At 38.1% G+C, this 23,150-nt stretch carries 20 protein-coding genes; 8 read left to right on the top strand and 12 right to left on the bottom strand.

What is annotated here, in order from left to right; all coding sequences use genetic code 11:
- Positions 1-27: 27 nt before the first annotated feature.
- Complete coding sequence (locus tag D1094_RS01905) at positions 28-2,193, bottom strand: M3 family metallopeptidase (protein WP_118958373.1); 2,166 nt, start codon at positions 2,191-2,193, stop codon at positions 28-30.
- A gap of 343 nt (positions 2,194-2,536) precedes the next feature.
- Positions 2,537-2,851 (bottom strand): hypothetical protein, encoded by a 315-nt coding sequence (locus tag D1094_RS01910; protein WP_182440069.1) that lies wholly within the window; start codon positions 2,849-2,851, stop codon positions 2,537-2,539.
- A 390-nt stretch (positions 2,852-3,241) separates the two neighbouring features.
- On the opposite strand from D1094_RS01910, the gene D1094_RS01915 reads away from it, so the two are divergent.
- From D1094_RS01915 to D1094_RS01925, 3 genes are read left to right on the top strand one after another with little or no spacing between them, the layout of a single operon-like run.
- Complete coding sequence (locus tag D1094_RS01915; protein ID WP_118958374.1) at positions 3,242-4,690, top strand: ATP-binding protein; 1,449 nt, start codon at positions 3,242-3,244, stop codon at positions 4,688-4,690.
- Between the two features lie 4 nt (positions 4,691-4,694).
- The gene (locus tag D1094_RS01920) at positions 4,695-5,252 is read left to right on the top strand and encodes a hypothetical protein (RefSeq protein WP_147361042.1); all 558 of its coding nucleotides are present in this window, start codon (positions 4,695-4,697) and stop codon (positions 5,250-5,252) included.
- Between the two features lie 11 nt (positions 5,253-5,263).
- Positions 5,264-6,628 (top strand): sigma 54-interacting transcriptional regulator, encoded by a 1,365-nt coding sequence (locus tag D1094_RS01925; protein ID WP_118958376.1) that lies wholly within the window; start codon positions 5,264-5,266, stop codon positions 6,626-6,628.
- Between the two features lie 17 nt (positions 6,629-6,645).
- Here the strand turns inward: D1094_RS01925 and D1094_RS01930 are convergent, their stop codons facing one another.
- Both D1094_RS01930 and D1094_RS01935 read right to left on the bottom strand, forming a co-directional pair.
- The gene (locus tag D1094_RS01930; RefSeq protein ID WP_118958377.1) at positions 6,646-7,590 is read right to left on the bottom strand and encodes a sel1 repeat family protein; all 945 of its coding nucleotides are present in this window, start codon (positions 7,588-7,590) and stop codon (positions 6,646-6,648) included.
- 214 nt (positions 7,591-7,804) lie between these two features.
- Positions 7,805-8,713 (bottom strand): LysR family transcriptional regulator, encoded by a 909-nt coding sequence (locus D1094_RS01935; protein WP_118958694.1) that lies wholly within the window; start codon positions 8,711-8,713, stop codon positions 7,805-7,807.
- A gap of 256 nt (positions 8,714-8,969) precedes the next feature.
- Here D1094_RS01935 and trxA point away from each other — a divergent pair, with 256 nt between their 5' ends.
- From trxA to D1094_RS01960, 5 genes are all read left to right on the top strand, one after another.
- Entirely contained in the window at positions 8,970-9,299 is a 330-nt protein-coding gene (gene trxA / locus D1094_RS01940; protein ID WP_118958378.1) for a thioredoxin, read from the top strand.
- Positions 9,300-9,404: 105 nt separating this feature from the next.
- Positions 9,405-10,610, top strand: a complete 1,206-nt coding sequence (locus tag D1094_RS01945; protein WP_118958379.1) for an NnrS family protein — start codon at positions 9,405-9,407, stop codon at positions 10,608-10,610.
- Positions 10,611-10,698: 88 nt separating this feature from the next.
- A complete protein-coding gene (locus D1094_RS01950) occupies positions 10,699-11,661 on the top strand; it encodes a D-2-hydroxyacid dehydrogenase (protein WP_118958380.1) in 963 nt (320 codons plus the stop codon).
- An 83-nt stretch (positions 11,662-11,744) separates the two neighbouring features.
- Complete coding sequence (locus D1094_RS01955; protein ID WP_118958381.1) at positions 11,745-14,192, top strand: Ig-like domain-containing protein; 2,448 nt, start codon at positions 11,745-11,747, stop codon at positions 14,190-14,192.
- 29 nt (positions 14,193-14,221) lie between these two features.
- Positions 14,222-14,806 carry a GNAT family N-acetyltransferase gene (locus D1094_RS01960; RefSeq protein ID WP_118958382.1) on the top strand — a complete coding sequence of 195 codons (585 nt, stop codon included), beginning with the start codon at positions 14,222-14,224 and terminating at the stop codon, positions 14,804-14,806.
- Positions 14,807-14,817: 11 nt separating this feature from the next.
- Here D1094_RS01960 and D1094_RS01965 read toward each other — a convergent pair whose 3' ends face one another.
- The 8 genes from D1094_RS01965 to D1094_RS02000 form a co-directional block, all read right to left on the bottom strand.
- Positions 14,818-15,117: a hypothetical protein gene (locus tag D1094_RS01965; RefSeq protein ID WP_118958383.1), complete on the bottom strand. Its 300-nt coding sequence runs from the start codon at positions 15,115-15,117 to the stop codon at positions 14,818-14,820.
- Between the two features lie 125 nt (positions 15,118-15,242).
- Positions 15,243-15,935, bottom strand: a complete 693-nt coding sequence (ung, locus tag D1094_RS01970; RefSeq protein WP_118958384.1) for a uracil-DNA glycosylase — start codon at positions 15,933-15,935, stop codon at positions 15,243-15,245.
- 4 nt (positions 15,936-15,939) lie between these two features.
- Positions 15,940-17,253 (bottom strand): threonine synthase, encoded by a 1,314-nt coding sequence (gene thrC / locus D1094_RS01975; RefSeq protein WP_118958385.1) that lies wholly within the window; start codon positions 17,251-17,253, stop codon positions 15,940-15,942.
- Between the two features lie 35 nt (positions 17,254-17,288).
- On the bottom strand, positions 17,289-18,281 hold the full coding sequence (thrB, locus tag D1094_RS01980; RefSeq protein WP_118958386.1) for a homoserine kinase: 993 nt from the start codon (positions 18,279-18,281) through the stop codon (positions 17,289-17,291).
- The gene (thrA, locus tag D1094_RS01985; protein WP_118958387.1) at positions 18,281-20,767 is read right to left on the bottom strand and encodes a bifunctional aspartate kinase/homoserine dehydrogenase I; all 2,487 of its coding nucleotides are present in this window, start codon (positions 20,765-20,767) and stop codon (positions 18,281-18,283) included. Before thrA ends, thrB begins: the two co-directional genes overlap by 1 nt.
- Positions 20,768-21,083: 316 nt before the next feature.
- Complete coding sequence (locus tag D1094_RS01990) at positions 21,084-22,082, bottom strand: sensor domain-containing diguanylate cyclase (protein WP_118958388.1); 999 nt, start codon at positions 22,080-22,082, stop codon at positions 21,084-21,086.
- Complete coding sequence (locus D1094_RS01995) at positions 22,082-22,690, bottom strand: chemotaxis protein (protein WP_118958389.1); 609 nt, start codon at positions 22,688-22,690, stop codon at positions 22,082-22,084. The genes D1094_RS01990 and D1094_RS01995 overlap by 1 nt, the downstream gene beginning before the upstream one ends.
- Positions 22,687-23,052 (bottom strand): response regulator, encoded by a 366-nt coding sequence (locus D1094_RS02000; RefSeq protein WP_118958390.1) that lies wholly within the window; start codon positions 23,050-23,052, stop codon positions 22,687-22,689. Before D1094_RS02000 ends, D1094_RS01995 begins: the two co-directional genes overlap by 4 nt.
- Between the last annotated feature and the right edge of the window lie 98 nt (positions 23,053-23,150).

Below are 23,150 nucleotides of genomic sequence, written 5' to 3' on the forward strand. Positions count from 1 at the left end.
GATGTTTTTCTTAAGTGGTAAATTACACTATTTAATCGGGAAACCTCGATCACGCATTAATGCTTCAACTTTTGCATCTCTGCCTCTAAAGGCGCGGTATGCATCAGCTGGATCTACTGCGTTTCTCACGCTAAATAAATGGTCAACAAGTTTTTGCGCCACTTCTTCATCATAGAAACCACCAGGCGCTTCTGCAAAGGCTTCAGCAGCATCAGAAGTTAAAACTTCCGCCCACATGTAACCATAATAGCTTGATGAGTAACCTTCGCCACTAAAGACATGACCAAAGTGCGGGCTACGATGACGCATTACAATTTGCTTAGGCATTTTCAATGCATCTAATGTTTCACGCTCAAACTTATCCGCATCAATACCTGTTGGATCAACCGTATGGAATTTCATATCAACTAAGGCTGACGCTAAGTACTCAGTGGTTTTGAAACCTTGGTTGAAGGTAGCCGCTTGTTTGATTTTAGCCACTAAATCAGCAGGCATAGGCTTACCTGTTTTGTAGTGTACTAAGTAATTGTCTATCACTTCATCAGTTGATAACCAACGCTCTAATAACTGAGATTGGAATTCAGTGTAATCACGTACGCCACTATTTAAGGTTGGGTATTCAACCTTTGACGCTAAGAAATGAAGTGCATGGCCAAATTCATGGAAGTATGTTTCAGCATCAGACCATGAAATTAAGGTTGGTTGACCTTCAACACCTTTACTAAAGTTAGAGTTGTTTGAAGACAATACATTTTTCTTACCGTTAAAGGTAGTGTGGCTACGATACGTTGTTGCCCATGCACCAGAGCGCTTACCTTTACGAGCAAATGGGTCTAAATACCATAAACCAATATGTTCACCTGACGTTTTATCTTTTACTTCCCAAACACGTACGTCTTCATGAAAAACCGGTACTGAACCATCTGTTATTTCACTAAAGCTAAAGTTAAATAATCGACCAGCAACATAGAACATTGCTTCACGTAAGTTGTTTAATTGTAAGTATTGTTTTACTTCATCAGAATCAAGGTTGTATTTATCTTTACGTACTTTCTCAGCATAAAAACGGTAATCCCACGGTTCAATGTTTTCAATACCGTCTTGTTTTTTACCAATGGCTAGCATGTCGGCAACTTCTTCATCAACACGAGCAATGGCTGCAGGCCATACAGCCTCCATTAATTTAATCGCATTTTCTGGTGATTTAGCCATGCGATCTTCTAAACGCCATGATGCGTAGTTTTTATAACCTAGAAGACCAACACGTTCATGACGTAATTGTAAAATTTCAGCAATTAAGGCGTTGTTATCAAACTCATCACCATTATCACCACGACTATAATAGTTTTCCCATACTTGTTTTCTTAATTTACGTTCTGTTGAATAAGTTAAGAATGGGTCCATAGAAGAGCGTGTATTAGTAATAGCATACTTACCTTCTTGACCACGTTCTTTAGCAGCGGCAGCCGCAACAGTAACAATAGACTCGGGTAATCCACCTAGCTGCTCTTTTGTTAAATAAACAACATAGTTTTCTTCATCAGCTAAAACATTGTTACCAAATTTAGTATGTAATTGAGCTAAACGTTGATTAATTTCAGCGTAACGCTTTTTATCTGCTGCATTTAATGTCGCGCCATTGCGCGCAAAGCTGTTATAAGTTAACAAAACTAAACGTTGCTTTTCAGGTGAAAGTGCTTTGACTTCTTTTGAGTTGTATACAGCGGCAATACGTTGAAATAACTTATCGTTTTGACTTATTTTTGAATAGAAAGCTGACATTTTCGGTGCTAATTCAGCTTGTAGTTTTCGAAACTCTGGCGTTGATTTATTTGCACGCCAAATACCGTAGTAAGCATACAAACGGTTTAATTCTGACCCCGTTTTTTCCATTTCTACAATAGTATTTTCAAATGTCGGTGCTGCTGGATTGTTTGCAATAACGTTAATCTCAGCTAAGTTGCTTGCCATTGCCTGCTCCATCGCAGGGATGATGCCATCAATAGTGACTTTATCAAACGCTGGTACACCTTGAAATGGCCCTTGCCATTCTGCTAATAATAACGCCTTAGACTGCTCCACTGCGCTTTTTTCTACAACAGTACTCGCCTGTGCACTCACTGTATCTTCACTTGTACTACAGCCCATTAGTATACTTGATACTAAAAAGGCACTAATAAATTGTTTATTCATTTCTTTATCTCGATGTTATGTAGATTAAATATTCTCTTTATTATTGCTTTACCGTTATGCGAAAGGTAGGCGCTAAAATTATTGCGCACATTACTGTTTTCAAATAAACACTTCCCATAAGATAACACCATATTAACAAGTATTTATCGTTAGCAATACTTTCAATAGCGTGATTCACCGCTTAATTGCTACCACTAAACGTGTTTAGCTATTTACTTTGAAGGTTTTAAATAAAAAAAGACCGGCAACTCAATGGTAAGTGCCGGCTAAAAAAAGGGGGATGTTGGTTGGGAGTCCCCTTTATAACAATTGGTCTAAGGTAACCATGTTTTAAAATGAGCTATTACTTCGCACTCGCGACATAGCTTTCTAGTTCTTTTTGGCTTAATAAATTATCAGCATTACGGTCTATATCACTGAACGTACGCGCTAATAGTTGATTATTACTTGCTTTAACTTCAGCTAAACTTAATTCGCCATCTTTATTGGCGTCTAAAGAGCTAAAAGCCACTGCATCTGATTTTTTAGCTACTTCAGTTGTTGCTTGTTTTGCCTTAACCACATCAGCTTCAATTTTTTCATTGGCATTCACGATAAAAGAAGCCGTTATTGCGGTTGCTACGAAAAGGCTTACTTTAGTTAAACTTAAATTTCTCATTGTTGTTCCTTGCATATATCAATCAATAGTAGGGGTAATACAGTGTCTGTATTACAGTGGATATAGCACAAGCCGTACCAACTTAGATAACTACATGTTTTTTATGGAGTTAAGGTGAATTTCTATATATAAATCGATGCAATACTGTCTCTGATAAACAACAGTATTTATTTTTCTTTTTATCTTTAAACATACCGCAATGGTAATAATTACAATTTAGGCCTAAAAAACAAGCACTTAACAAGATACTAGGCAACCTAAATGACTGTCTCTTATTAGCGACAACATTGTTTTCTGTTTAAAATTAACATAAAAAGGGAGGCTGATTTACATATTAACTTTTTCAGGACACTCTACCCTGTGAATAATCACGCGTTTAGTAACACTATAATGACGTTAGCCAATAAACTTACCAAAATTTCAATGGTCAATTTAATATTGCTGGGTTTCTCATTTGTTGCACTTCCCTTAGCTATTTCACTATTATTTACTGCAAATAAACTATCGCATTTAGCTAAACAAAGCAGTGAAACCATTTTTGAAGTTGCCTCGTTAACCCAGCTTAATACTGAGTTGTCTGATACCTTGAGTAATATTGAACGTTCTGCAAGCCAATATTTAGTTCTTAGGGATGATGAGTTACAGCAACTTTTTCTCAATCAACAGCAAGCGTTAAGTCAAATAATTAAGAAAACCTTAAAGCATAATCACAATAAAATATTAGCTCAATTGCTTACTAAAATGTTAACAGCAAGCATTCAAATAAAAAGCCAGTTAAGTTCAGAGCTTATTAACAGCATAACCCTTGTGCAATTACAGCAAGAGTTCAAAGCGCTCATCGCGCTAAAAGTTGAAATAAAACACTACAGCGACTCGTTAATTAAACAAAAAGCTGATGATGTTAAGTTATCGAATGAAGCCGCGCGCAGTAATATATTTAATAGCTTGTATATTATTCCGTTGAGCTTGTTTATTGCTTTGCTCTTTCTTGTAATAATTATTCGTCCATTGAAGCGTTTAATTGGCCGTATTCACGACTTAGAGCAAGGTAACTTTCAAGAAAAAATCACTTTTACCGGCGCTGCTGAATTTGAAGAAATAGCCAATGCACTCGATATGATGCGCGCAAGGCTTCACGCGTTAGAGTTACAAAAATCGAGTTTTATTCGCCATATCTCTCATGAGCTTAAGACTCCACTAGCGGCAATAAGAGAAGGTACCGAGTTGATTCATGATAATAGCGTAGGCCTATTAAACAGCGATCAACAAGAAATTTGTGACATTATTAAACTGAGTGTCCACAGGTTACAGCGCTTAATTGAAGATCTGCTAGATTTCAATATTGTCTTAGATTCAACCAGCTTAGTGGCTAATGAAAACATTGCTTTATTAGCGATTATTACCGAGGTAATCAATGAAAGGCAGCTCGATATAAAACGCAAAGATTTAACCATCATTACACCCACCAATGATATTCATTTGCACTCAAATGCCACTCAATTGAAAGTAGTGTTTGATAATATATTATCGAATGCGATTAAGTATTCACCGCAATCAGGCACTATTACCTTATTAAGTCGCTGCCATAACGATAGCGTTGAAATTTCCTTTATTGATGAAGGGGCAGGAATAACCCTTGAAGATCAAGATAAAGTCTTTGATGCCTTTTATCAGGGTGCTCCACCAGAGCATAGCCAAATTAAAGGTAGTGGCTTAGGGCTAACCATTGTTAAAGAGTTACTATTGCGTTTACAAGGTACTATTACGTTAACCAATAGCGACGTAGGTGCAGTGGCCACAATTACCTTGCCTAATAACAGCAAGACTGTCGAGAATTAACCTAATGCTTTTACCTAATTTTACTCATTCACTTAACTCGGCTTTCGCCTGCAAAAATTTACTTTGTGGATTGCTACTAACACTGTTAACGGCTTGTCAGATAACACCGCAATCACCAATCCCAGTATTTAGTTATAGTAGCTATTACTTGTGGCTTAAAACATTAACGCAAGCAGAATTAACGATAGAAATTAATAAGCAAAAAAATATAATTTCATCGCAAAAAGATCAAAAATCGTCAATTAAATTAATGCTAGCTCATAGTTTGCCAAGCTCGCCAATTTATCAACCATATCAGGCAAAAACCATGCTGAATCAGTACACTATATCTTCAGCAAATTTTGGTAACGAAGCAAATCTTGCTTTTTTATTGCTGTTGAAAGATCAACTCAATGCGCAACTATTATTAATTGAAAAACACAAAGCCACGCACAAGAAGAAGCAACAAGAAGTAGACAAGCTACAAAAAGAGCTGACACATTTAACGATTCAACTAGAGCTTTTAGCCTTACAACTTGAACAGTTAAAAAATATTGAAAAAAACATTAACCAGCATAATTAGCGACGCCCCCTATGAACACAACAATAAATAAAAGTAGTGCCAGTAAAATTTTAATTGTCGATGATGATCCAAGCTTACTTCGACTACTAAGCATTCGCTTAAATGCCGCTGGTTATCAAGTTGAATCGGCGGCCAATGCAAAAATCGCTTTAGGCATATTACAAAATTATCAACCACAAGTAGTCATTAGTGATTTACGCATGGAAGGTATGGATGGCATGGCGTTGTTTGAACAAATCAGACAGCTTCACCCTAACCTTCCTGTGGTAATTATGACCGCCCATGGCACGATTCCAGATGCAATTAATGCTACCAAACAAGGGGTTTTTAGTTTTCTAACAAAGCCCTTTGAAAGCCAAGAATTACTCGATACTGTTCAACAAGCTATTCGTTTACAGCCTTCAGTTTCACAAGAATCAGACCGTGATAATTGGCGAGAACATATAATTAGTCGAAGCGCTGTAATGGAATCACTCTTACAACAAGCGAAACAAGTAGCGCCTAGTGATTTCAGTTTATTAATTCATAGCCAAAGTGGTACCGGTAAAGAACTGCTCGCTAAAGCGATTCATCTAGCGAGTAACCGCAAAGATAAACCTTTTACGGCAATAAACTGTGCTGCTGTACCTGAACAATTACTTGAATCTGAACTATTTGGACATTGCAAAGGTGCATTCACTGGCGCGGAAAAAAATCATCAAGGTTTATTCCAGGCAACCGACGGAGGCACACTGTTTTTAGATGAAATTGGTGATATGCCTGCCAGTTTTCAAGTTAAATTACTGCGGGTGTTACAAGAAAAAGAAGTTCGCCCCATTGGTAGCACTCAATCGATTAAAGTCGATGTTAGAGTGATTTCTGCCACCCATAAAAACTTGCAACACGCTATTCGAAACAACTCTTTTAGGGAAGATCTTTACTATCGCTTAAATGTAGTTGAGCTTGAGTTACCGCCTCTTGCCGAGCGACAAGAAGACATTCCGTTACTTGCACACTATTTTTTAAAGCAGGCGATGACCCGTTCAAATGCCGCCATAAAAAGTTTTAGCCAAGAAGCGATGGAAATATTAATCAGCGCGCCATGGCCTGGCAATATTCGACAATTACAAAACGTTGTTGAACAAAGCGTCGCCCTTTCAACAGAGTCCGTCATTACTGAAGTATTAGTAAAAAATGCCTTACGTGATGAGACCACCCAGTTTCCATCGTTTGTGCAAGCAAGAGATCACTTTGAGAGAGACTACTTAGCGAAATTATTAAAGATAACCGCAGGTAATGTGTCACAAGCAGCCAAAATAGCGCAACGCAACCGAACAGAATTTTATAAGTTACTCAATAAACATCATTTAGTCGCTGAAAGCTACCGTGAAAGCTAACTGTTTAAAACATAGTGTTAAGGCTTGTTAACCTCTGTTGATTCACTCAGTGAAAAGTCAATCGCTCTTACTTTTATGTTAACGCCAGCAGCCACCAACTGCTGGTAAAAGTCAACGATATTACAGTGAGCAACCTGTTTACAAACAATTTCATACTTAAGTATTCCCGCTTTATTACTTTGCAAAGATGCTTGCTTAAACCAATAGAGTGCTTGTGTTAAACCTTCAGTGTACTCTGAAGATAAATATGCCTCACCCAACGCAACCTGCCCTTTAGCATAGCCAAGTTCAGCTGATTGCTGCCATAAGGCTAAACTTTGCTCAATATAATCTTCAGTATGTACTGCTTTTGCTATGGCATTGGCTTCAATATACTGACGTTTTCCGGGAATATATATCGCCGGGTTTTCTTTATAAATATCATTCTTATCGGGACTGACATTGTTACCATATAACACATCATGCACAGGTCTTTTTATTTTATAAATAGCCCCTTTGTTATATAAGTTTGTTAGTGATTGAAGTGAGAAATCATAACGTTTTGGCTCTAAATACTCGTTGTACCTTAATTGCCCATATCGAATACCATCAATAACCGATTGTTTATTGGGGTACAACATATTGCCATATTGTAAAGTAACTATATGCCCTGTGATATCAACAACTTTAGCGACTCTGTAGCGTTCGTTCGGACGAAGGTTACTGGTTAATTCTTGTAAATCTAAAAAATAGATATCATCTACGTTAGGCTGCGCAATATAGCCCTGTGTTTCACTGTATTCAATATCAATTTTATTAATTTTTGAACCAATAAAATACAGAATTAGTAGCACGACAATTAGCTTAAAAACATCACTGACATCCACAGAAAATTTAGCGCGGGTACGATATTTTTTAGCATTGCTTTGCAAGCTCATTGCTTTTGATGCAGCAAGGGGGGCTTTTTCTGGTGATAACTCCATTTAACAACCTTTCTCTGTTCGTAGGGTAAATTTACATGAGTTAGCGACTCAATATTAATGTTTTTAACTTACTGGTAGACATAAAACTAGCATTTAAAACTATATAAAAACTATTATTAAAATTATGATTTAAAAATAAGCTGCTCGCTAAACTACCTGTAATTTCGTAGTGTCATATTCAATATAAGGCAAAACATAAGTTGGAAGCAAATAATCACAGTAATTGACCAATTCGGCTTTGAAAAAAATCCAGAAAAGATCTTGTTTTCATAGCAATACTTCTACTTTGATATAATACCGACAACCGTTGAGCGACAGGCGGACTTGTTAAATTCAACACTTTAATATTTTGGTTTTGATTTTGGCTATTAATAACATACTCTGGCAGTTTGCATACGCCTAAGCCTTGTTGACAAGCTTGCAGGCGCATTTCAGGACTAGACAATACCGCACGGCCTTTAACATAAATAACCTGCTCTGATTCTGCCTGTCTAAAAAACCAAGGCTCATTATGCTCTGCTAAAACACAATCTAACGCAGATAAAGTTTCAATGGTTAATGCCTGCATTTCTGTATCATTTTTACTGGGAAAATGTTGATTAAAATATTGCCTTGCAATGTAAATAGCTTGAGGAAAACTCGCTAATTCACGCGCAATCCAATTAGACGCGGGTAACGTTTGTTCATGCAAGACAAAAGAAAGATCATAGTGAGGATCGAATACGGGTAATGAACCTGAATAATGATGGCATGTGATCGCTATTTTAGGGTGTAATTGCAAAAAATCAGCAATAATTTGGCTAATTGCTCGATTAAAAAACTCTAACGGTAATGAGATATTGATGTGCCCTTGCAGTTGATTTTGAGACAAAGCTAACGTCTCCTCTACTTGCGACAAGGCTTCAATATGTTGCCTACTTTCACAAAAAAGTAAACGCCCACTCTCAGTTAGCTGTTGATTTCTTGTCGTTCGAATGAGCAATTCACAACCTAGCTGTTTTTCTAATTGTACTAATCGACGGCTTAACTTCGATTTTGCCATATGAAGTTTGTTAGCTGCTGCTGTAAAAGAGCCTTCTTCAACCAAAATAACAAAAAGGCGTAAATCATCAATATTCGTCATAGTGTTCATCGTATTAATTTCAATCCTAGATCTCGTTGTTAACAGCAATCATCATCAATAAAGTCAACTTACCAGCTTTATTGTTCTATTTATAGAACAAACAATTCCATTATCACCATCTAATCAATTAATACTAACTTTATTACTATAGTTACCACATCAGTTCATAGCGCCACCGTTGGGCTAGATGAACTGAAATGAAATGAAATAAACTTAAATTAAGCAAACCATAACAAGGTAATTCAAGGAGTCATTTATGAACGATAACTGCACAACAAAAACATTAGATATTTCTGCCGAGCAATTCCAACAAGAAGTTATTCAATATAAAGGTAAAGTCTTAATAGATTTTTATGCACCTTGGTGCGGCCCTTGTAAGATGATTGCACCAATTGTTAAACAAATTGCTGAACAAGAAGCCGATATAAAGGTAGTAAAAGTAAACGCGGATAACAGTCAAACTTTAATGGCAAGTTATGGTATCCGAGGCATACCTACCCTATTATTGATAGAAGATGGTGAGGTTAAAGCAACGCAAGTTGGGGCTGCCTCTTTAAAGCAAGTGCAGCAATTTATTCACGGTTAAATAATTTATTGATCTAATTCGGGCAACATTTCGCGCTATTGATTACAATAGCGCAGAATTCATCAACAGGAACATATTGTTCCTCTCCGATAGAAAGGCATAAAAATGATGCAAATCACTGATCTGCAACAAGAGCAAAAAATTACTCCGTTATTACGTCTGGGTTTCCGCCCATTTTTCTTATGTGGTGCGATATTTAGTGTACTCGCCATTTTATTATGGCTTTTAATGTATCGAGGTGTAATTACTCTTTCACCCATGGGTGGTGGTTATTGGTGGCATATCCATGAAATGGTTTTTGCCTTTGGCGGTGCCATTATTGCTGGTTTTTTATTAACCGCAGTTCAGAACTGGACTGGCGTTAGAGGCGCTCAAGGCAAGACTTTACTTGTGCTTTTTCTCTTATGGTTAGCAGGGCGGGGGGTTTTATTATTCCCTGAATTACTTGGCAATACGATAACGACCTTAGTCGATTTAAGCTTTTTACCCGCAGTTGCTTATGTCTTAGCAAAACCTATTTTAGCGGTAAAACAATATCGAAATTTATTCTTTGCACCACTGCTATTATTATTAACACTGGTTAATATTGAGATGCATGTCGCAATCTATAACCCTGAATCATTTTCAGTCATCTATTCTGGTTATGCTGGGGTGATGTTAGTGACCTTTTTAATGTCTGTTATGGCTGGGCGTGTTGCGCCAATGTTTACCGCCAACGGTACAAAAACACAAAAGGCAACCCCACTCCCTTGGTTAGATTTATTAACTAATGGCAGTTTAGCCATAGCTATGTTCTATTTAGTTTTTCATCCAATGCTAGCGTTTTCACCAACGTTTTTTGGTGTATTACTCATTATTGCGGGTGTTTTTCAAACCATTAGATGGTTAAGGTGGCGTCCTTGGATAACACTAAATGTTCCGTTACTTTGGTCTATCCATGCAGCAATCAAATTTATTTGTTTTGGTCTAATTGTATTGGGTGCGAGCTATTTAATTCCACAGCTACCGAGTAACCATGCTTGGCATTTACTTACTGTAGGTGGCATGGGTGGCTTAATTCTAGCGATGATTTCTCGTGTATCATTAGGTCATTCTGGTAGACCACTAACACCACCTAAATCAATGACTATCGCTTATCTTGCCATTAATATTGCCGCAATGGTTCGTGTATTTGGCCCATGGGCTTTACCAGAAAAGACCCAAATATTTATTGATATTAGTGGTACTTTTTGGATGCTTGCATTTACTATTTTTGTCGTTAAATATGCTCCGATGCTAACAAAGGCAAGGTTAGATGGCCGACCAGGTTAACCTTGATAATTAAGTGTATATAAACTTTCACAAAGCCTTAGCAATAATTATACTGCTGAGGCTTTTTACTTTTTAAGGTCATGACAAAATGCATGCTGTATTTCTTGATAAACAAACGTTTAGCTCATCTGTCAATTTTTCAGCCATTGAGCAACAGGTCAGTAAACTCAGCTGTTACGCAACTACTGATGCGGAACAAGTTATTGAGCGTAGCCTTGATGCTGATATTATTATTACTAACAAAGTATTATTAACTAAAGAGTTATTAACACAGCTCCCTAAACTAAAACTAGTTTGCATAGCCGCAACGGGAACTAACAATATTGATGTTAAAGCAGCGAAAGCACTCGATATTGGCGTAACAAATGTTAGTGGTTATGCTGGCACTTCTGTTGCTCAATATGTGTTTGCCCAAATATTAAATTACTTTCAACAAACCGAGCACCACAACAACAATACCGCTCAAGGTTTATGGTCAACTTCAGAAACTTTTTGTTATCACGGCAATGCCATTACCGAGTTAGCAGGTAAAAATTTAGGTATTGTTGGTTATGGTAATTTAGGTCAAGCCGTAGCGAAAATAGCTAACGCCTTTCAAATGAATGTTTTAATAAGCGAAAGACCCAATGCCACTTTAACTAGACAAGGCAGACTTACATTTGAAGAGGTTATTCAGCAAGCAGATATTCTTAGCTTACATTGCCCACAAACACCTGATACCGAGCAATTAATTAATGAAAAAGCCTTAAAGCAAATGAAATCTACTGCCATGCTTATCAACACCGCTCGGGGTGCTTTAATTGATAACCATGCATTACTAAAGGCATTAAGCTCTGAGCAAATCGCTTTTGCGGTTTTAGATGTGCTTGAGCAAGAGCCTCCGCCTGCTAACCACCTTTTATTAAACACCCGGCTTAGTAACATAAAAGTTACTGCGCACATCGCATGGGCAAGTAACGAAGCGCAGCAACGCCTCATCAACTTATTAGCAGAAAACATTGCTGGTTTTAAATCAAACACTGCACTCAATCGCGTTGACTTAGAAACATAATTTAGGGCGTTATTCATGGACTTTTATTTTATAGCCCTTTATTCTTGTTAATGTACTCAACCATTTGCCTAGGAATTGTAAGCATGAGAAAACTCAGCTTTTTATCGATTTTATTTTGTTTAACACTACTCACGGGTTGTAATGGCCATTCTGATAATGGTGATGGTTCAACAACAAATGCTGTGACAAGTATTCAATTCAGTATGCTAGACAGCCAAGGTAATGCTAAACAAAGCTTCAATAAAAACGAAGCCATAACCTTACAGGCCAAATTATTTGATAAAAATGATGCTATCGTCGCGAATAAAGCCGTTTCCTTCAGTGCTACTCTAGGTACCTTAACAGTAAGTTCAAAGCTTTCAGACAGTAATGGTATCGCAACAGTAACTTTAACGAATGAAGAGGGTGCGCTAGGTGCGGGCATTTCAGGTGCCAACATTGGCGATGTGCTATCTAATACTATTGAGTTTGAATTTATCGATACCGAAGTTCCATCGACTTCACCAACAATAACGAGTGCCATGATGCTAAATGGCGAGGCTGTAAATCAATTTAAAGCCGATCAACAGGTGCAGTTAATTGCAACGTTAACCGATGAAAACAACCAAATCTTGGCAAATCAATTAGTGAGTTTTACTGCTGATATTGGCACAGTGTCGCCAGCAACAGCGTTAACCAATGCACAAGGTGTTGCAAGTGTTAATCTTACCAGTAGCGATGAACTGTCAATTGGTGCTGGCGTAGTAACAGCTTCTTATTCATTAACTAATGATATTGAAAACGCGACAATCAGTAGCACCTTTAATTATCAGATTTTACCTGCCGATGCGATTGTTGATAGCGATATTCGTTTAGGCTATTTCGACGACAATGACAACTTCATTGAAGGGAAATTAAATTTATCGATAAACAACAATCAAATTAGTGCTGGTGGCACGCTAGGATTAAGTGTTGATTTAATTGATGAAACAGGAACTCGGATTACCTCACCCATTCCAGTAACGTTTACTTCTAATTGTGTTCAAAACGAAAACGCTTCTATTGATGCATCTGTGCTGAGTATAAATGGTACAGCAAGCTCAACCTTTGAAGATATTAGTTGTGCTGGCTCAACAGGGACAGACGATGTTATTTTAGCCACCGTAGCCCTTAATGGCATTACCAGTTCGGCCAGTGAGACCATTAGTATTAGTGGTGAGCAGTTAGGCTCTATTGAGTTTATTTCTGCTGAACCTAATGCGATAGTTTTAAAGGGAACAGGCGGACAAAATAAGCAAGAAACGTCAACCTTAACTTTTAAAGTAAAAAGTGACCTAGGTAATATTCTTCCTCAGCAGAACGTTGACTTTACGTTAAGCACAACAGCGGGTGGTATTTCATTAAGCCGTACTTCAGGCCTAACCAACAGCCAAGGATTCGTTACCACACAAGTCTCAGCTGGCTCAGTACCAACAGCCGTTAGAGTTACAGCTACGGCATCAATGGATATTAGTGGTGAAACCCAAACAGTTCAAACCCAATCAGATTTGTTGTCAATAAATACTGGATTAGCAGAGCAACGTTCAATGACAATAGCCGCTACTGTTTTAAATCCTGAAGCGCATAATTACAGTGGTGAAAAATCAATTATCACGGCTTGGTTGTCTGATAATTTTAACAACCCAGTACCTGATGGCACCACGGTGAATTTCACTACCGAAGGTGGTTTAATTGTACCAAGCTGTTCAACTGTTAATGGTAGTTGTTCGGTAGAGTGGGAAAGTGCAGAACCAAGAGTCGCCGATCACCGCGTAACAATATTAGCCACAGCCCTTGGCCATGAAACTTTTTTTGATACTAACGGTAATAATATTTTCGATGAAAATGATGGTACAGCCATTTCAGCAAACGGTAGCTGTAAGGCTTCTAATGTTGCTTCAGGTTTTGGTAACATTGCAGCGCAAGCTTCTGGCTTTATTGATATGCCTGAAGCGTGGCGCGATGATAATGAAAACTGTACTTACGAAGTTGGTGAAAAGTTTATCGATTTTAATAATGATAACGCCTTTAATAATGAAGATAATTTATTTAATGGCCCACAATGTCAGGGCGATAAATGCGCCGACGAAGCCATGCAATCAAGTCATGTTAGAAAAGCATTAGTATTAGTCATGGCCAGTTCAAGGGCTGAGTACTACTTAACTGACGACTTAGGTAACACAATTTACGAGCAAAGTTCAGGTGCTTCTTCTCCTATTCCTGATATTGATGACGGTACTAGTAAAGCCTTTATTTTTAGCTTTGCTGATACTGGTACACCGAATCAAACCATGCCTCTTGGTACACAAGTCACTATTACAGCGAGCGCAGGTGAGTTACAAGGAAATACCAATGCAGTTGTAACAAATAATGCAGGGCAAGGCTTTAGTGATATGGAGTTTTGGTTAACAAATGAAGCTGGCGGAAACGCAACTACCGCAATAATTACTGTAACAGTGACTACGCCGAAAAACCATGTTACAACCATGACAACCAGTGTTGAATTACTTTAATTATAATCGGGGTCTACAGAACGATTAATATGCCTGAAAAGATAAGTTACCAGCCATTAACCGCTGAATATTATGAGCAAGTTATCGCCTTAGGCAATAAGGTACACGGTGATGGTTACCTCACCCTAGAAAAAATTGTCCTTTGGACTACTAAAGGCATTGAGCAAGTGAATGGCTCAACGGTTAATACGAGTTTTGTCGCATTACATCAAGGACAAGTGATTGGCTTTCGAATAACATACTCAGCCAAAAAATGGCCTATTGATGAGTGGTGTAGTCCTTCGCAATGGCAAGTAGCAGAAGATAAGTGCTGTTATTTTAAATGTAATACCGTAGATGAACAATTTCGAGGTCAAGGTGTCGGCAAAAAACTGTTAATGTTGGCGATTGAAGCGGCTAAAACTCAAGGCGCACTTGCTGGAATCAGTCATTTATGGAAGCAAAGCCCTAATAACAGCGCAGTTAACTATTTCAGCCGTTGCAAAGGGCAACCTATTGCTTCGCATGTGGGCAAATGGAATGAAGAAAGTAAGCAGGGATATAGTTGTGTACTCTGTGGTTACGATTGCCAATGCGAAGCAGCTGAAATGATTATTTACTTCGATAAGACATAGCCTCAATAAAGTTAATCAACCTCATATTGCTGTAAAAGTGATGCTAAGTGATTTTTAACGTCACGACCAAACAACGTTAAGCCATTACTTGTTAAGATAAATGATGAAGCGCTACCCATTTCATGTGCAATAAGGTTTTCATGTCGCAAAAAAGCGATGACACCGATGTGAGCTTCTCTTTTTTCACTGTTGTCTTGTTCCTCAGGATATAAATCAGCATAGCCAATCTTTGTCGAGGCTGGGAAATTCTCCATTAAGCTTGTTAATATTTTGACTGCACTTACATCAAATTTTTGAAATTGAACATCCATTGTTGATCCTTAGTTTTTAAACTTTTTTACTGATTCATACCCATTAGTATAAATAAATATCATGCTTCCCTTAAAGGTAGCAGATGACCACTATTATGACTTACAACAGCCCACCTTAATAGCTCTTAACTTGACGGTGGGAGTGACCAATCAATTGTTGTTTTACCTTGTTGATTTAACCATGCATTCGCTTTTGAAAAGTGCTGACAGCCAAAGAAACCTCGATAAGCAGAAAGCGGTGATGGATGCGGCCCTTTCAAAACACAGTGTTTCGCGGTATCAATTTGCTTTCCTTTTTTCTGTGCATGTGCCCCCCACAATATAAATACGCAACCTTCATGCTGCTCATTTATTGTATTTATAATAGCATCAGTAAAAGTTTCCCAACCAAGTTTGGCATGAGAATGTGCTTTACCCTGCTGCACCGTTAATACGGTATTGAGTAATAAAACTCCTTGTTGCGCCCAAGTCGTTAAATTGCCATGGCTCGGCGTTGAAAAAACATCAATATCAGTCTCAAGCTCTTTATACATATTGACTAATGATGGCGGAACTTTAATCCCTTTGGGCACTGAAAAAGCTAAGCCATGAGCTTGGCATATCCCATTATCTATACCGTGATAAGGATCTTGACCTAATATAACGACTTTTGTCTCGCTTAACTCAAAAAAACCAAAGGCATTAAATACATCCTTTTCTTGAGGAAATACAGCAATTCCTTCAGCTCTTTGTTTTTGAATGTCGCTGCTAAGATCACTGAAATAAGGCAGCAGCGACTGCTCATCAATCACTGCTTGCCAACTGTTGGCGATTGTCATTCGATTACTTAGCTAATAAGTAGGCACGTAATTGTGCAAAATCAGCCGACATATCTACCGATAAAATAGGTTCACCTGCACAGTCCGCTAACTCTTTTGGCAAACCGATAGGTTGACCAATAATGCTTTCAACAACTTCTTTAAATTTTGCCGGGTGTGCAGTACCTAAGAAGACACCAAATTCACCTTCTTGAGCACTATATTGTAAAGCTTTGCATGCAACAGCTGCATGTGGCTCTGAAATATAACCCAACTTAGCTAATTGAATAACCGTTGATTGCGTTTGCTCTTCGTCAATAGATACTGAACTTACACAGTCTGCGGGTACTATGCCTGATTTAAGCATGTGTTCAACACGCGGCCAATTATTTGGATTACTTACATCCATGGCATTAGAGATGGTTGCTACCGTCTCGTGTGGTGACCATTCACCTGTTTCCAAATAACGTGGCACAGTATCGTTAGCGTTAGTCGCTGCGATAAATCGCTTAATAGGTAAGCCCATCGCTTTAGCAAACAAACCTGCGGTTAAATTACCAAAGTTACCGCTGGGTACAGAAAATACGATACTATTTAAATCTGATTTCGCACGAGATAGCTGTGCAACGGCTTCAAAGTAGTAACAAACCTGAGCAAGTAAACGACTTATATTTATTGAATTGGCAGAGTTTAAGCCAATTGTTGTGGCTAAATCACTGTCATCAAACGACTGTTTTACCATCACCTGACAATCATCAAAGCTACCATCAATAGCTAAAGTCTCAATATTACCACCTAATGTCGTAAACATTTTCTCCTGAAGTAAGCTGATTTTGCCTTTCGGGTACATTATAACGACACGAATATTATCAATACCATGGAATGCATGTGCTACTGCAGCACCGGTATCACCTGAAGTGGCTGTTAAGATAGTGAGCTTCTTTTCAACACCCGTCGTTACCGCTTCTTTTTTACAAAAGGCTTGTAAGCACTTAGCCATGAAACGGCCGCCAAAGTCTTTAAAAGCTAGTGTCGGACCATGAAACAATTCTAAAACAGCCCTATCAGAACTTATCGGTTGCAACAATGCTGGAAAATTAAAGGCGTCGGTAACAATATTTGTTAGCTCTTTCGCAGATAAGTCTTCAGCAACGAAAGGGTGTAATATTTTGACACTACGCTCTACTAATGGCATTGCTAATAACTGTGCAATTTCACTTTCGCTGAATTTAGGTAATTCTGTTGGAAAAAATAACCCTTGGTTCTTACCTAGACCTTGTTTTACTGCACCAGCAAAACTAACCTGCTCATCATTTTCTTTTAAATTATAAAATTTCACTTCATTTATTCCTAAAAATTCTTTTCTTAAAATAGTTATTTTACAGCTAATTCTGCAGCGCCATTTTGATCAACCTGACACACGTGGACAAAGCCAAGGTTTTGTCCGTTCACTTCTTGTAAATAATGTTTTTCTAACCACTGAGCAAAGTCATTGGCTTGTCGCTCTGTTTGACAGACACTAAATAATGTTGGACCCGAGCCCGAAATACCTACAGCCAATGCCCCTTGTTCTATTAAATAATCATGTGCTTGCTGATACTTTGGCAACAAGCTTGTACGATATGGCTCTGCAACAACATCTGTTAACACAGAGAAAGCTTGTTGCTTGTCTTGTCGGTGACAAGCATCCACAAAGGTTGCTAAGTTTTGCCCATGACGAATAACATCAGCACGCGAATATTGCTCAGGTAGCACTTCTCTTGCAGCCTTTGTAGATACTTCAATGCCAGGGTAAGCCATAACGTAAAAGCAATCATTAAAACTGGGTAAAGTACGCGATATTACCTTTTCGTCAGGTACCATTAGCTGTAAGCCACCGTAATAACAAGGTGCTACGTTATCGTAATGTAAACTGCCACTAATTTGCGCCTCCATCTGCCCCATCATTTCCAACATAACTTGCTTTGAAAAGCTGAAGTTTTGGAATTTTTGATAGTACAAATTCAGTGCGGCAAGTGCGGCCACAACGGAGCATGCACTAGAACCTAAACCGCTACCCACTGGCATTTTCTTGTCGAGTGTTAAAGTCACTTCAACGACATCTTGTTTCGCTTTAGCTAATGCCTGATTAAACAATGATAAACATGACCATACTATATTATCTTCTTTACTGCTTGGCAGTTTATCAGCAAATTGACCTACAACAATTAAATCACTTTGTGATTCACTCAACTCAACATCAACGACGTCTCCCAATAAGGTACCATCAACAGGCGTAACCGCCATACCGAGTACATCAAAACCAACGCTAACATTACCGATAGAGGCTGGAGCAAAGACTGAGACTTTTTGTTTATTGTTAGCCATTAGTGTTGTTGCTCCCAAGCCAATGTTCTTAGTAAATCACCAAAAACGCCTGCAGCGGTAACCGCAGCGCCTGCACCATAACCACGAAGTACAAAAGGCAACGGCTGGTAATAACGACTGTGAATTGCTAAGGCATTCTCACCGTCTTTAATGCTATATAAAGGGTGCTCAGCACCAACAGCTTCAATAGACACTTTACATTGACCATTAACAATATTGCCAATGTAACGCAATACTTTCCCTTCTGCTTTTGCCTTTGTTATACGCTCACTAAAGCTGCCATCAATTTGAGCGAGGTTATCCATAAACTGATTCACATCACCACTGGCATCAAAATCATCAGGTAATACAGATTCAATCGTAATATCATCAAGCTCCAATTGCATGCCTGATTCACGAGCCATAATTAATAACTTACGCGCTACATCCATACCACTTAAATCATCGCGAGGATCAGGTTCCGTAAAGCCATTTTCTTTTGCTATTGCGGTTGCCTCTGACAGTGCCATACCTTCATCTAATTTACCAAAAATATAAGATAATGAACCTGATAATACACCTTCAAAACGCTGTAATTCATCACCCGCTTTAATTAAACTTTGCAAGGTATCAATAACTGGTAAGCCTGCACCCACTGTTGTTTCATAAAGAAATCTTCTATTAGTACTTTGCGCTGCACTACGTAGCTCTTGATAATACTGCCATGAATCAGTATTTGCCTTTTTATTTGGCGTAACCACATGAAACCCTTCATTTAAGTAATCAACATAACTCATAGCCAGTGCTTCATTTGAGGTCGAATCTACAAACACAGGGTTAATTAAATGGTTATCTCTAACAAAGCCTTTTAAATTATCAATGGTAACTGGCAACGCTTTTTTGTTTTCAATGCCCTGCTCTAACACTGACTGCCAGTTATCTAAATCTATTCCTTCTTTTTCAAAGACCATACCTTTACTTGTAGCTATACCATAAACTTTAAGCGCTATATTTTGCTCTTTCAAGCTAGCTTGCTGTCTTGAAATTTGTGCGATTAATTCACTGCCTACTACACCACAGCCTACTAAGAACACATCAATGGTGGGTTTATGAGAGAAGAAGTTTTGATGGCTCACTTTCATCGCATCAGTACATTTTCGCTGTTCAACAACCACTGAGATGCTTCGCTCTGACGAGTCTTGGGCAATAGCGACAACATTCACTCGCGCTTGTGCAAGTGAACTAAAGAATTTTGCCGCAACGCCACGTTGATGATGCATACCATCACCCACAAGAGAAACAATAGATAAGTCGCTTTTTAACGCTAATGGCTCAAGTAAACCATTTAATAACTCTAACTCAAACTCTTCTTGTAAGCTTTGTTTAGCTTGTTCAGCATCGTGTGAGTAAATACAAAAACTGATACAATATTCACTAGAAGACTGACTTATTAGCACTAAAGAAATGTTTTCTCGACTCATAGTGGCAAATACACGGCTAGCCATCCCTACCATGCCTTTCATCCCGGGCCCAGAAACATTAACCATAGTTAAATCATCAAGGTTTGAAATCGCTTTAACCCGTTTTTGTTGATCACTTTCATTTGAAATGAGTGTGCCTTCTGCGCTTGGGTTACTGGTATTTTTAATTAAGCAAGGGATGTGATACTGCGCTATAGGACCTATCGTTTTAGGGTGAAGTACACTCGCACCAAAGTAAGAAAGCTCCATAGCTTCTTGATATGATAAGTAATCTAGTAGTTTCGCTTCTTTGATCATACGCGGATCAGCGTTATAAACCCCATCAACATCTGTCCATATTTCACAACACTCTGCTTCTGCACAAACGGCTAAAACCGCTGCAGAATAGTCAGAGCCATTACGCCCTAACGTTGTCACTTCAGCGATTTCTGAATTACTCTCAGCATTAACCCCAATGAAACCTGGCATTAACGCCACAGGGTTTAACTTTGGATATTCTTGGGCAAATTTTTCTTTAGAAAGAACAAGATCTGCAACCGCATTCAGTGATGATTCATTGGTAAATAAAAATTTCTCTGGCGAAATGAGTGAGACATTAACACCCTCTGCTTGAAGTACAGCATCTAATATCGCAACGCTTAAACGTTCACCTGTACTGATAATACGTGCACGTATATGATCTGGGCAATATGACAACATTGTCGCGCCTTGCATATAACGCTCTAATTGATGTTCATAATTAGTTAAAGCCTGCTCACAATGCTGATGATTGAAGTTCGCAATAGAAGCTGATAAGTCATCAATAATTGTGGTAATTGCACGTTTAAAATGCCCTAAATCGGTTACCAACTTTGCTTCATCGCTGATATTTTCTGCCATCGCAACTAAGTGATTAGTTACACCTTGTGGTGCAGAGACAACAACAGCAAGATTTGATGTTTGCCCCTTGTCCATGATGATATTCGCAACTTGACGAAAACGCTCTGCCGAGGCAAGTGATGAGCCACCAAATTTAAGTACACGCATTTTGTTTCCCTTGTTTATAAAAGTAAGCAGTTTTATACAGCATTTATTTAGTACAAAAAAAAGCCCGCAACCTTTTTCAGGTCACGGGCTTCGATAAAATTTATTTTTTTTACACGTTAGCCAGCGACCGCCATCCTAATTCGGGTGGTGGTTGTAATAATAATGGTAAGTTGGCTGTTTGTAATTTTCATAGGTATAAAATGCCTGATACCGATAAAGGTGTCAACCTATTTCGAGCATTTACTCTGAATAAAAAGTTATAGTTTATGAATAAAAAATAATTTTTATATTAGGAATATAAGAGGGTAAGTATTTTTTATGCTGAAGCTTGTTGTAAAAACTCTGTCGTTTTTGCAGAACAGACCTGATTTCGGCCATTGTTTTTTGCGAGATATAAAGCATCATCGGCATGCATAATGAGCGTTTCAAAACTTGTATCTGACTCAGACAATTGGGCAACGCCAAGACTTACAGTAACATTAATATCTTTATCTTTAAACGTTATAGTGCTTTTTTCTACTGTCTGGCATATCCGTTCAGCTAATTCAAGCGCACCTTTTATTGGTGTCTCTGGCAGAACAATTGCAAATTCTTCACCGCCATAACGGCCAAAAACATCTTCAACTCTAAGTAAACTACCAATAGTTTTACTTATTTCTATTAAGACTTCATCGCCACCTTGATGACCATAATGATCATTAAGGTGTTTAAAGTTATCAAGATCAAACATGATTAACGATAGTGCTTTTTCATGCCTACGTGCTTTAGCAAATTCTTGCTCTAGTGACTCTTGCCAATGCTTACGATTATATATTTGTGTTAAGCCGTCAATACGACTCATCAAGGCGAGCTTATCTAATGCCTTTTGCAGTTGGCCTTGGTAATGACAAACATCGGTTGCATCTTCTATCAGTATGCAGATATGTTCAATATCTCCATCATCTTGCATAGGAAGAAACGTACAGTTCTGTGCCATAAACTCACAATCGGTGGTGATAGGTCTTGTATGGGGTAACTCAAACAGGTGTCGCCTTTGTTCCCAAGAACAAAAGTTTGGTGTACCTAATTGCAGAACACTAGCAAGTTTTCGTGATAACCATCGTTGAGGTAACTCAGAAAAAATATCAAAAATATTCTTACCGATAATATCATTAGACACTTTAGTGGAATGTACTTGTAAGTAGCTATTCCACATCACAATATTAAATTCGGTATCTACAATTAAAATACCTGTATTTAACTGATCCGTTATTTTGCTTGAGAGCTTCTCAGCAAATTTTTTACTAATTTCATCAGTTAATACGCCAGGGTTCATTATAGCTCTTCCAATATTCTATTAAGCACAACTTTGATATTATTTATTGCTGTTTCTGGAATGAGTAGCACCATATTACAATTGAACGAATAATCAGTAACCTGATAATTAATATTAACTTTTAGCGCTAAATCCCAATTAAAGGTTAATTGGTCGAGATGTTCAGAAAGACTATTAGCTCTACTTGGTAAAAGCTTCGGAGCGCTATAAGAAATTTGGTTTTCTATTTGGCTAGCAAATACATTTAAAAATGTTGTAGTAAGAATTGAACTGATATCAATTAATTGCTCATCTTTTGATAATTCATCTGGTTCATAGCCAAGTAAATCAGCTAAACGCTCAGAATCTTCATCTTGATAGACCAAAAGCGCTTCACCACGAATACCTTCATAACCAAAGAATCCTTGGCTAACAACCGCCATAGCTGATTGTTGTTGATCTAGCGTAGTGGCTAAACTATCAGCATCAACACTTTCAATGCTGGGTACTTTTAAGTAAACAAAACTATCCAAATAACGAGCGAGTTGATCACTCGCCTGACCCATTGCTACGTTAATTAGCTCTTGTAGGCAGTCTTGCTCATCTTCTGTTAAGCGTAATTGATTCATAATAAACCATGCTTCTCTAAGTTAGCGTGAAGCACATCTGGCTTAATGGGTTTTCTTAAAAACTCTTTTGCACCTAAGCCGAGTACTTTACTTTGCATTTCAGGTTGAATATCTGCAGAAATGACAAAGACATGACAATCGATATTTAACTTCTGAATACCTTGTAAAACACCGACGCCATCAATGCCAGGCATTGTTAAATCAAGGAACAGTATATCAATATTACCACTTCGCAAAATCGTTAACGCTTCAGCGCCATGTTGTGCTGTTTGAACATTATTGTGCCACTGTTCAGGAAGGCTTCTAAGCACTTGTTTTCGAGCCATATTTGAATCGTCACAAATAAGTACTGCAGGGTTCATAGCGGAACAATCCTTGGATTCTTATTATTTTAATGAAGACAATCTACCCTAAATGAGGCAAATTGTTAATCAACATTTGTATTTTTTTTAAATAAACG

The organism is Colwellia sp. RSH04 (genome assembly GCF_003545765.1).
Classification (GTDB): Bacteria; Pseudomonadota; Gammaproteobacteria; order Enterobacterales; family Alteromonadaceae; genus Colwellia.